At 45.9% G+C, this 10,620-nt stretch carries 9 protein-coding genes; 7 read left to right on the forward strand and 2 right to left on the reverse strand.

Translation table 11 applies throughout. The annotated features are described in order from the left end of the window. The first annotated feature begins 226 nt into the window (after window positions 1–226). The gene (locus tag RAC86_RS29075) at window positions 227–937 is read left to right on the forward strand and encodes an ABC transporter ATP-binding protein (RefSeq protein WP_072566700.1); all 711 of its coding nucleotides are present in this window, start codon (window positions 227–229) and stop codon (window positions 935–937) included. Next, window positions 934–2,091, forward strand: coding sequence for an ABC transporter permease (locus RAC86_RS29080; protein ID WP_072566699.1), 1,158 nt, complete (start codon window positions 934–936; stop codon window positions 2,089–2,091). The genes RAC86_RS29075 and RAC86_RS29080 overlap by 4 nt, the downstream gene beginning before the upstream one ends. Window positions 2,092–2,131: 40 nt before the next feature. Here RAC86_RS29080 and pbuO read toward each other — a convergent pair whose 3' ends face one another. Continuing rightward, window positions 2,132–3,430, reverse strand: coding sequence for a hypoxanthine/guanine permease PbuO (gene pbuO, locus RAC86_RS29085; protein ID WP_072566698.1), 1,299 nt, complete (start codon window positions 3,428–3,430; stop codon window positions 2,132–2,134). A gap of 96 nt (window positions 3,431–3,526) precedes the next feature. Here pbuO and pepV point away from each other — a divergent pair, with 96 nt between their 5' ends. Continuing rightward, entirely contained in the window at window positions 3,527–4,912 is a 1,386-nt protein-coding gene (gene pepV / locus RAC86_RS29090) for a dipeptidase PepV (RefSeq protein WP_072566697.1), read from the forward strand. A 32-nt stretch (window positions 4,913–4,944) separates the two neighbouring features. Here pepV and cysK read toward each other — a convergent pair whose 3' ends face one another. Continuing rightward, window positions 4,945–5,880 (reverse strand): cysteine synthase A, encoded by a 936-nt coding sequence (gene cysK, locus RAC86_RS29095; protein ID WP_072566696.1) that lies wholly within the window; start codon window positions 5,878–5,880, stop codon window positions 4,945–4,947. A 148-nt stretch (window positions 5,881–6,028) separates the two neighbouring features. Here cysK and thpR point away from each other — a divergent pair, with 148 nt between their 5' ends. The 4 genes from thpR to pulA form a co-directional block, all read left to right on the forward strand. After that, the gene (gene thpR, locus RAC86_RS29100; protein ID WP_072566695.1) at window positions 6,029–6,580 is read left to right on the forward strand and encodes an RNA 2',3'-cyclic phosphodiesterase; all 552 of its coding nucleotides are present in this window, start codon (window positions 6,029–6,031) and stop codon (window positions 6,578–6,580) included. 25 nt (window positions 6,581–6,605) lie between these two features. Next, entirely contained in the window at window positions 6,606–7,520 is a 915-nt protein-coding gene (locus RAC86_RS29105; protein ID WP_072182002.1) for a hypothetical protein, read from the forward strand. A gap of 48 nt (window positions 7,521–7,568) precedes the next feature. After that, complete coding sequence (locus RAC86_RS29110) at window positions 7,569–8,498, forward strand: YegS/Rv2252/BmrU family lipid kinase (protein WP_072566694.1); 930 nt, start codon at window positions 7,569–7,571, stop codon at window positions 8,496–8,498. Window positions 8,499–8,523: 25 nt separating this feature from the next. After that, on the forward strand, window positions 8,524–10,620 hold a 2,097-nt coding region (pulA, locus tag RAC86_RS29115), incomplete at its 3' end, for a type I pullulanase (RefSeq protein ID WP_377886320.1).

The following is a 10,620-nucleotide window of genomic DNA, read 5'->3' on the forward strand; positions in this document are numbered from 1 at the left end:
AGTACGAAATAGCAACAAAGGCAGACATCTGTAATTTTTAAAATAATTCGCCCTCATTATACACGATATCGCAGTGATGAATCTAGGGATAACTCCTATTAATTTTTTCCAATTTGAGTTGGGCAGCCATCCTTGTTGGATTACTATGTATTTCGACACAATATTATTATGGTTAAAGAAACTTTTTTTATTCTGTTTCGTAGTAAATTTTGGAGGTGGGTGAGATTTGACAAAATTGCTTGAAGCTTCAATAGAACAGGCAGGGTATACAAGCCGAAAACAAGTGCTCACCGATGTTTTTTTGGAAGTCGGAAAAGGGGAGCTAGTCGGGCTAATCGGAGCTAACGGCGCCGGAAAAAGCACCGCAATCAAGGCGATACTCGGCCTCTCAGAAGACTTTAAAGGGCATATTGCCTGGAACGACTGTTCATTTGCATATATTCCGGAGCATCCGTCCTTTTACGAAGAACTGACGCTGTGGGAGCATTTGGATCTGATCAGCACGCTCCGCGGGATTGAGGAGAGTGAATTTGCGCATCGGGCAGAATGCCTGCTGCAGACGTTTTCGCTTGACCATGTCATGCACGAGCTGCCTGTCACCTTTTCAAAAGGCATGCAGCAAAAACTGATGCTTATCCAGGCTTTTCTCTCTAAGCCGGATATGTATGTGATTGATGAACCATTTATCGGCCTTGATCCGATATCGACGAAACGTTTTGTGGACATGCTTAAGGCAGAAAAAGATCGGGGAGCCGGCATTCTCATGTGTACCCACGTACTTGATACCGCAGAAAAAATTTGCGACCGGTTTTACATGATGGAGAAAGGTTCTTTATTTCTCCAAGGCACGTTAAAAGATATTCAGGGCCAGACTGGATTAGAGGGGCAGTCATTGCTTGACTGTTTTTATAAGGCGGTCCAAGGTGATCAGCCGTGAACGGGCGTACGCTCTTTTTTCGAAGGCTGTTTGACTATTACAGGTATCAGTTTAAAGTATTCCATGCGGTCATTGACTGGACAGTCGCTCTCTACATTGTTTTGCCGGCGCTTGCTTTTGTCATCTATCAGTATATCGATTTGATGAACGGAAGAGGCCTTTTTTATGAGTGGTCTGAAATGATGGAATGGAGATGGCTGTACGCTGTGTGTGTGCTGATCGTGTGCACAGGCTCAATCCATACGTTTTTAATGGAAGCAGACAAAGTGTTTTTGCTGCAAAAGAAAGAGATAATCTATCAGCTCAAACAGTACGCGCTGATGTATTCTTTTTTGGTCACGCTGGCCAAATGGCTGCTGCTCTTTTTCATTGTTCTTCCCTTTATCAGTCATTCTGTTCACGTCACATTGGCAGAAAGCACTGCTCTATTGTGTTACTTATTTGGTCTTCATACATTTTTTTTATCTTTAAAGCAAGACAGGATCAGAAAGCCGCGTTCCATTTCAAGACGGATTGCCGAAATTCTTTTCAGAGCCGTTCTTTTCTCTGGTTCTGCTGTCCTGATCGTATTCACTGAGTGGCGTTTGCTTGCGCTCATTGGCATTTTGTTTTTGATTTTTGCATTCGTCCGCGGTTGGAAAAAGACAGCTTTGTTCTCGGCTTTTGAAGCAGAGGTGACTGAAGAGAAAAAAAGCAGGCTTGCGCTTGCCGGGCTTGTGATGATGATGAGCCAGGAGGCGGGAATCCCGAAAGTAAAGGACAGGCTGAGAAGAAAGCCATTATTATACCGGAATTCAAAAAGGATATTTAAAAGACGAACGATCTTGACTGGCTATAAGGAATTGTTTTTTAAAGTCACGCTGAGGAATGGCGAGTATGCGAGGCAGATGTACATGCTATTGTCAGCTTTCACCGTTCTAATATTTGTCTCCCCAATCTGGCTGAAGCTGATTGCGCTGCTGGTGTATACAGGCGTTTGCCGTTATATCCTTACACTTATCTTTGACAAGGTCATGGATACCCCTTTTTTAATTGGCGCCGATAAGGAAAGTGATGAGTATTACCGGGCCAGAAAAAGCTGTATCAACACCCTGCACTATGCGTTTGCCGTCTTTTGTTTTGTAGCGGCCGCTGTCTCTTTATTGTTTACATAAAAAAAACCCAAACGGCTGACGTCTGGGTTTTTTGTCTATGTTATAAAATAAACAGCTGGATGAAAAACAGAATGGCGAAAACGATGACGAGCGGATGAATCTCTCTCCATTTTCCACGCGCTGCTTTTACGATCGGATACGAAATAAAGCCAAGCGCAATTCCTGTAGAAATGCTTGATGTCAGAGGCATGGCCAGAATGACGAGAAACGCAGGAAATGCCTCGTCCATCTCTTTCCAATTCATATTGGAAACTGAGCTCATCATCAGGCTGCCGACAATAATCAAAGCAGGAGAGGTGATGGCGGCTATGCCGGATAAGGCGCTGACTAGCGGACTGAAAAACATTGAGATCCCAAACATCACCGCAACAGTCAAAGCCGTAAGCCCCGTTCTTCCCCCGGCTGCGACACCAGCGGAAGATTCGATAAATGCAGTTGTCGGACTCGTGCCGAAAACAGCTCCTACTGTCGTCGCCGTTGAATCTGCAAGCAGTGCTTTTCGCACGTTCGGCAGCTTGTTATTCTTCATCAGCCCGGCTTGCTCAGCAACACCGATCATCGTGCCGGTCGTATCAAAAATCGTGACCAATAGAAAAGAAAAGACGACAGCGTACAGGCCGTGATGAACGACATCTCCAAAAGCGGAAAACGGATTAGAGATGATCAATCCGTCCGGCAAATGAGGAAGCGACATAAAGCCCTTTGAAAAATGCAGCTGCCCGGTAAAAAAAGCAATCAAAGCGGTAGCTGCCATTCCGATGAATAAGGCGCCGCTGACATTCAGCACGATTAAGACTACACTGATCAGAAGGCCGACCAGCGTTAAAATAACCCCAGGTGAATGCAGATTGCCGAGAGTAACCAGGTTTGACTCATCAGCAGCCACAATTCCCGCCTGCCGCAAACCGATAAAAGCAATAAACAGCCCGATCCCTGTTGTGATCCCGTATTTTAAATTGTTTGGAATCGCTTCTATAAGTTGTTTTCTTAAAGGCGTTAACGATAGAATAATGAAGAGAACCCCTGCTGTAAATACGGCGCTGAAAGCTGTTGCGTACGTAATGCCCCCATCGCTTGCACTTACGACATGAAAGGCTAAATAAGCGTTCAAACCCATGCCGGGCGCAATAGCAATCGGGTAATTTGCTGCCAGGGCCATCCACAGCGTTCCGACAATGGAGGCAATAATCGTTGCGGTGAAAACCTGGTCGAAAGGAACTCCGGCATTAGCCAGAATGACCGGATTAACCACGACGATATAGACCATTGTGAAAAAGGTGGTCAGTCCTGCTATGATTTCTTGCTTTATGGATGTTTGCTGCTCTTTTAGATGAAACATAGTATCCTCCAATTACGAACGTTTTAACAAAACACCATTAATATTATTCGTTTTATTTTGTTTTTGCAAGTCATTTCTTGCGGAAAGGGGATCGTTATGAACTGGGAAGTCGAAGTGATTAGAAAAAAAGAGGATTTAATTCGTGATACGCAGGAATTTTTGAGAATCAACAGTGTAATGGACGAAACAACCGCCGGACCTGGCAAGCCGTTTGGAGAAGGAGTAAATGCCAGCTTGACTTCATTGTTGAAGCTCGGAGAAAAAGAAGGCTTTACAACAAAAAATCTTGACGGCTTTGCGGGCCATATTGAATGGGGCGAGGGCGATGACATTGTCGGCGTACTTTGCCATGTTGACGTCGTGCCGCCAGGAGATGGGTGGACGAGTGATCCGTTTTCAGCTGATATCCGTAACGGACGGATTTATGCAAGAGGCGCCATTGATGATAAAGGTCCGACGATGGCTGCGTTCTACGCGCTGAAAATCGTGAAAGATATGAATCTGCCGCTGTCCAAGCGTGTCAGAATCATTATCGGAACAGATGAAGAAAGCGATTGGAGATGTGTGGAGCATTATTTCAAGCATGAAGAAATGCCAACGCTGGGATTTGCGCCTGACGCCGATTTTCCAATTATTAACGCGGAAAAAGGGATCATTGATGCCTCACTACTGATCCCGCACCGCTCAAACGATTCAGAAACAGTGCTTGTCTCATTTCAGTCAGGCCTTCGCTTGAACATGGTGCCTGATGCTGCGGAAGCTGTCATTGAAGGGCCGAAAAAAGAAGAGATTCTTGCTTCATTTAAAGACATGCTGCGCACGACAGATCAAAAAGGGGAAGCTGAAATAGAAAACGGACAGCTCATTTTGCGTATGTACGGGCTTTCCTGCCATGCGATGGAACCGAACAATGGGATCAATGCCGGCCTTTTATTGTGCAAATTTCTGCAGCAGGCTAAGCTTGACGAAGCAGGACAGCGGTTTGTGCAAGTCGTGACAGACAAGTTTTCAGACGATACGAGAGGGAAGAAACTGAATATCGACTGTGAGGATGACATTAGCGGGGAGCTGACATTAAATGTCGGGACACTGCGCTATACGGAAGGGCAAGGAGGCGAGCTCGGTATCAATATCCGCTATCCTGTTACCGCAGAAAGCAAAGCGATCCGCGATGCATTCGAAAGCGCATCTGAATTTGAGCTGGGAGAATTCAAAGACAGCAAGCCGCATCACGTGTCAGCAGACCATCCGTTAGTCAAAACCCTTCAAAAGGTTTATGAAGGCCAGTTGGGCAAAAAAGCTGATTTAATCTCAATCGGCGGGGGGACTTATGCTAGATCTTTAAAAGCCGGTGTCGCGTTCGGCCCGCTGTTCCCCGGACGTCCTGACAGCGCACATCAAAAGGATGAATATATCGAAATCGATGATTTGCTTAGATCGACAGCTTTATATGCGCAGGCGATCTATGAACTTGCAAAATAAAAGGACCGGCTTCTTCTGAAGCCTGTCCTTTTTTAAACAAATGACCATAAATCAGTTGATAAATACCGTTCTCCCGTATCGGCTGTCATGCAGACCACAACTTGGTCAGGAGAGAGGCGTTTCGCTGTTTCGATTGCCGCGAAGCATGCAGCGCCTGACGAAGGGCCGACAAGAATTCCTTCTTCAGCAGCGAGGCGTCTTGTCGTCGCATAGGCGTCATCATCAGAGATTTTGATAATTTCATCATATACCTCTTGATTTAAGATCGGAGGAATAAATCCCGGACTCGTCCCTACAAGCTTATGTGCGCCGGGTTTTCCTCCGGATAATACAGGCGAACCCGCAGGCTCGACAACATGAACCGTGATATCCGGAAAAAGCTCTTTGAGCGCTTCACCTGTTCCGGTAATGGTTCCGCCCGTTCCAGAAGAGGCTACAAAAGCGCCGAGCGGTTTTCCGATTTCCTCTATTGCCCGGGCAATTTCAGGCGCCGTTGTTTTCCGGTGCGCATCAGGATTGGCAGTGTTATCGAATTGCATTGGAATATAGCTGTTCGGAATTTGTTCGGCAAGCTCCTTCGCTTTTTTGATGCTGCCCGGCATTCTTTCCGCTCCAGGGGTTAATACAACCTCTGCGCCGTAAGCTTTTAGTAGGTTGATCCGTTCCTTCGTCATCGTATCAGGCATGACGAGGATCGCTTTGTAGCCGCGTGCTGCCGCATTCATGGCGAGCCCGATTCCGGTATTTCCGCTTGTCGGCTCTATAATAACGGAGCCCGGCTTGAGCAAACCGTTTTGTTCTGCTTCTATGATCATCTGATAAGCGGCTCTGTCTTTCACACTGCCGCTCGGATTGAAGAATTCAAGCTTTAAATAGACTTGTGCCGCGTTTTCTGGCTGAAGCCGATTTAATCTCACAAGTGGTGTATCTCCTATCAAATCGGCTGTATTTTCAACGATTTTCAACATTGTCATTCCTTTCTGAATAAAACAAGTGTCATATAATATCCTAACATAATAAACGTTTGTGCGAGAGTGTTTTCATACACTGTTCCTCTATTCGCACAGCCTCTTTATTGATAAAATAATAGCTGTCAAAGAAGGGAGTATCAGACGGATGCCAGATATACGGCCTCATTATTTCATCGGTGTTCCCATTCCTGATGGAATCGCGAATCCGATTTACCAAGCTGCGAAAAACGAGCCGGTTTTGACGTTTCAAAAATGGGTGCACCCGCTTGACTACCATATCACGTTGATTTTTCTCGGAGCGGCGGATGAGACACAAATCCAACAGCTTGAAGGCTCACTAGCTGCGATTGCTTCAGAAACCGATCCGTTTCCGATTGAGTTTGGCAAAATAGATGTATTCGGCGACCGCAGAAGGCCGCGTGTTTTACATCTGGAGCCAAAGAAAAACAGAACGCTTGAACTATTGCGGGAACATACGAAACAGGCTGTTCTTCAAGCCGGCTTTCAAGTGGAAAAAAGACCGTATCACCCTCATATGACGCTGGCTAGAAAATGGACAGGCGAAGAAGGATTTCCGGCACATGTTCCGTTTGAAAGCGGCGAGGTTTCGATGATGGCTGAACGGTTTTCGCTCTTTCAAATACACTTGAACCAATCACCAAAATACGAGGAAATATTCAAATTTCATTTATCTTAATTCATTGCGGAGTGGAGAAACGAACATGGCACAAATCATCAAAATTCATGATTATATATCGAGATATGAGCTTGATCCGTACCATTATATCAACCAGTTTGTACGGCTGAAAAAAGAGCGCTGGCTTTCACTATTAGAAGCAGCGGAGCGCCAGCATGAAGAAAGACAAGCCAGTGCCGAAGAGCCGGAACCGGTGCAGAAACGAAAAAAATTTTCATTGAAAAGAAGAAAAGAAGAGATAAAAGCCGATATACAAGAAGAGAGACACCGATGGTTTGAGGAAGAAGACGATTTACATGTAAGGCTGCCGAAGAGCAGGATGGCGCTTGCTTCTTTTTATAAGAGACATTTATATGACTTTCAGCTTAAATGGGCAAGCTCTACTCTTTCAGAAATATCACATCTCTCAAACCAGGTGAAGCAGGACCGCATTTTGCGTTATCTGACCCAGCAGCTGCCTGATTCTTATTTCATTATGTATAAGCCTGTGCTGCAAATTCAGCAGGCGGCGGTTGAATTAAGCATTGTGATTATTTCCCCGCTTACCATTTATTGCGTTTCTTTTTTAGAGGCGGAGGAAGACAGTGTCTACATCGGGTCTAAAAATCGTTTTTGGGAGAAGAAGACAGCCTCTCAGGCTGCATCAGTGTTAAATCCGGGGCTGAGCCTGTTTCGCACGGACTCCGTTGTGTCAAAGATCATAAAGGAAAAACAGGCTGAAATTCCAGTTCGAAAATTGCTTCTGAGCAGAACGTCGTACATCGATTACCCGGAACCGCCATACGGCTTAGAAATAGCAGATAAGCGGGGCGCGGAGGAATGGATTGAGCGGCAGAAGAAAAACAGTGCTCCGATTAAACATCATCAGGTAAAGGCAGCAAAGGCTCTATTGTCTTACTGCATGTCTGACTCCTATCGCAGACAAGAGTGGCTGGAGTAAAAGAGAACGATTTGAGCGGTTTTCTCATAACATAAGCAGGTGAGAAAGATGAGCCATTGGTTTTTTATTATTAATCCGACAGCAGGGCATCGAAACGGCCTGCGTGTTTGGAAGTCCATTCAAAAGGAATTGATCAAACGAAAGGTCGAGCACCGCTCATTTTTAACTGAACACCCGGGGCACGCTGAGGTGCTCGCCAGGCAGATTTCAACGATACAGGAATATAAGCTGAAGCGCCTGATCGTCATTGGCGGAGACGGAACCATGCATGAAGTTGTCAACGGGCTGAAAGATGTTGACGATATTGAACTGAGCTTCGTGCCGGCGGGCGCGTATAATGATTTTTCGAGAGGATTCTCTGTTAAAAAAAACGATCTGATACAGGAAATCAAGAAGGTAAAGCGTCCGTTAACCCGAACCTTTCATTTAGGGAGCGTTAATTTCCTTCAGGATAAATCTCAGATTCTTTATTTTATGAATCATATCGGGATCGGGTTTGACGCATATGTCAATAAAAAGGCGATGGAATTTCCGTTGAGACGGTTTTTTCTTTTTCTTCGCCTTCGATTTCTTGTGTATCCGCTTTCCCATTTGCACGCCTCGGTGACCTTTAAGCCGTTTTCAATAGCTTGTACAATAGAAGGAGAAACACAAGAATTTCATGATGTCTGGTTTGCGGTTGTATCCAACCATCCGTTTTACGGGGGCGGCATGAAGGTGGCGCCGCTTGCAAATCCGCGCGAGAAGGCTTTTGATATCGTGATCGTTGAAAATCAGCCGTTTTTGAAAAAATATTGGCTTTTATGTCTGATGGCATTTGGAAAACATACAAAGATGGATGGCGTTACGATGTTTAAAGCAAAGGACATTACGTTTTATACGAAGGACAAAATTCCGTTCCATGCTGACGGAGAAATCATGGGCACCACCCCGTTTCGTCTGGCATCGAGTCCTTCACCCCTAAGGATTAAAACATAAACGTGTTTGGAGGAGAGAGCTTCCAATGGTCAGCATCCGCCGCAGCTTCGAAGCGTATGTCGATGATATGAATATCATTACCGTTCTGATTCCTGCTGAACAAAAAGAAATCATCAAACCGCCGTTTCGGCTTGAGACAGAAACAACCGATTTTCCTCTGGCTGTCAGGGAGGAATGCCGCCTTGAAGCAACATACAAGTACGTCTGCGTATCTGACCGTCCAGTGACATTCGGAAAAATACATGCAGTCAGAGCGTCCAGCGGCGACAAAACGGATCTCCAAATTGGCGCGGTCATCCGGACGGATACGTTTGATGATTCATTTTATTACGACGGAGAGCTGGGGGCTGTTTATACTGCGGATTATACTGAATTTAAAGTATGGGCGCCTGCCGCAACCTCAGCTGCTGTCAAGCTTTCACATCCGAATAAAAGCGGGCGCATATTCCAAATGATTCGGATGGACAAAGGCGTCTATACCGTTACTGTCAACGGTGATCTCCACGGGTATGAGTATGTGTTCTGCATCTGCAACAATTCAGAATGGGCGGAAACGGTTGACCCGTATGCAAAGGCAGTGACAGTAAATGGAGAGAAGGGTGTCGTCCTGCGCCCGGATCAAATGAAATGGGCTGACAAGCTTAAACCATTCTCAACCCCTGTGGATGCTGTCATCTATGAGATGCACATCCGCGACTTCTCCATCCATGAAAACAGCGGCATGAAAAACAAGGGAAAATACTTAGCGCTGACGGAAACAGATACGCAAACCACAAACGGCTGCTCTTCCGGACTAGCGTATATAAAAGAGCTAGGCATTACACATGTAGAGCTTCTGCCGGTGAATGATTTTGCCGGAGTTAATGAAGAGAAGCCGCTTGATGCTTACAATTGGGGATATAACCCGCTTCATTTTTTTGCCCCGGAGGGAAGCTATGCCTCAAACCCTCATGATCCTCAAACGAGAAAAACAGAGTTAAAACAAATGATCAAAACCCTTCATCAGCATGGACTGCGAGTCATTCTGGATGTCGTCTTTAATCACGTGTACGAGAGGGAGAATTCACCTTTTGAAAAGACAGTGCCAGGTTATTTTTTCCGGCATGACGAATTTGGGATGCCGTCAAACGGCACCGGCGTTGGCAATGACATCGCGTCAGAAAGACGGATGGCGAGAAAATTCATTGCGGATTGCGTTATCTACTGGATTGAGGAATACGATGCTGACGGCTTCCGCTTTGATCTGCTCGGCATTTTAGATATCGATACCGTGCTTTATATGAAAGAAAAAGCAACTGCAGTAAAGCCTGGAATCCTGCTTTTTGGAGAAGGATGGGATTTGGCGACACCTCTGCCGCATGAACAAAAAGCGACCTTGGCGAACGCTACAAAAATGCCGGGCATCGGTTTTTTTAATGATATGTTTCGTGACGCTGTGAAAGGGAACACCTTTCACCTCACGGCAGCGGGATTTGCGCTCGGAAGCGGCGAAGCAGCGGGAAACGTTATGCACGGGATAGCCGGCTCTTCCGGATGGAGGGCATTAGCACCAATTGTTCCTGAACCCAGCCAGTCCATCAATTATGTTGAGTCACACGACAATCACACCTTTTGGGATAAAATGGGCTTTGTGCTTTCTCAAGAAACTGACAGCCGAAAAAGAAGCAGGCAAAGGCTTGCAGCCGCGATTATCTTGCTGGCCCAAGGGGTGCCATTCATTCATAGCGGACAGGAATTTTTCCGGACGAAGCAGGGAGTGGAAAACAGCTATCAATCCAGTGACAGCATCAATCAGCTGGATTGGGATCGGCGTGAAACGTTCAAAGAAGATGTTGACTATATCCGCAGGCTGATTTCGTTGAGAAGAACGCATCCGGCATTTCGTCTCAATTCCGCTGCAGACATCCAGAGCCATCTTGAATGTGTAACGCTAAAAGAACACCTTATCGCATACAGGCTCTATGACCTTAACGGGATTGATGAATGGGAAGACATCATCGTCATTCATCACGCGAGTCCGGACTTCGTTGAATGGAAGCTGCCAAACGACAAAACGTACCGGCTTTTATGTGATACATCAGGTCTTCATCATGACCCGAAAGAAATCAAGAAAGCGGTTGCG

The organism is Bacillus sp. LR_5, from assembly GCF_042709275.1.

Coding starts and splice junctions, on each gene's coding strand:
- pbuO (WP_072566698.1), bottom strand. CDS start 3,430: ATGTTTCATCTAAAAGAGCAGCAAACATCCATAAAGCAAGAAATCATA.
- pepV (WP_072566697.1), top strand. CDS start 3,527: ATGAACTGGGAAGTCGAAGTGATTAGAAAAAAAGAGGATTTAATTCGT.
- cysK (WP_072566696.1), bottom strand. CDS start 5,880: ATGTTGAAAATCGTTGAAAATACAGCCGATTTGATAGGAGATACACCA.
- thpR (WP_072566695.1), top strand. CDS start 6,029: ATGCCAGATATACGGCCTCATTATTTCATCGGTGTTCCCATTCCTGAT.
- RAC86_RS29105 (WP_072182002.1), top strand. CDS start 6,606: ATGGCACAAATCATCAAAATTCATGATTATATATCGAGATATGAGCTT.
- RAC86_RS29110 (WP_072566694.1), top strand. CDS start 7,569: ATGAGCCATTGGTTTTTTATTATTAATCCGACAGCAGGGCATCGAAAC.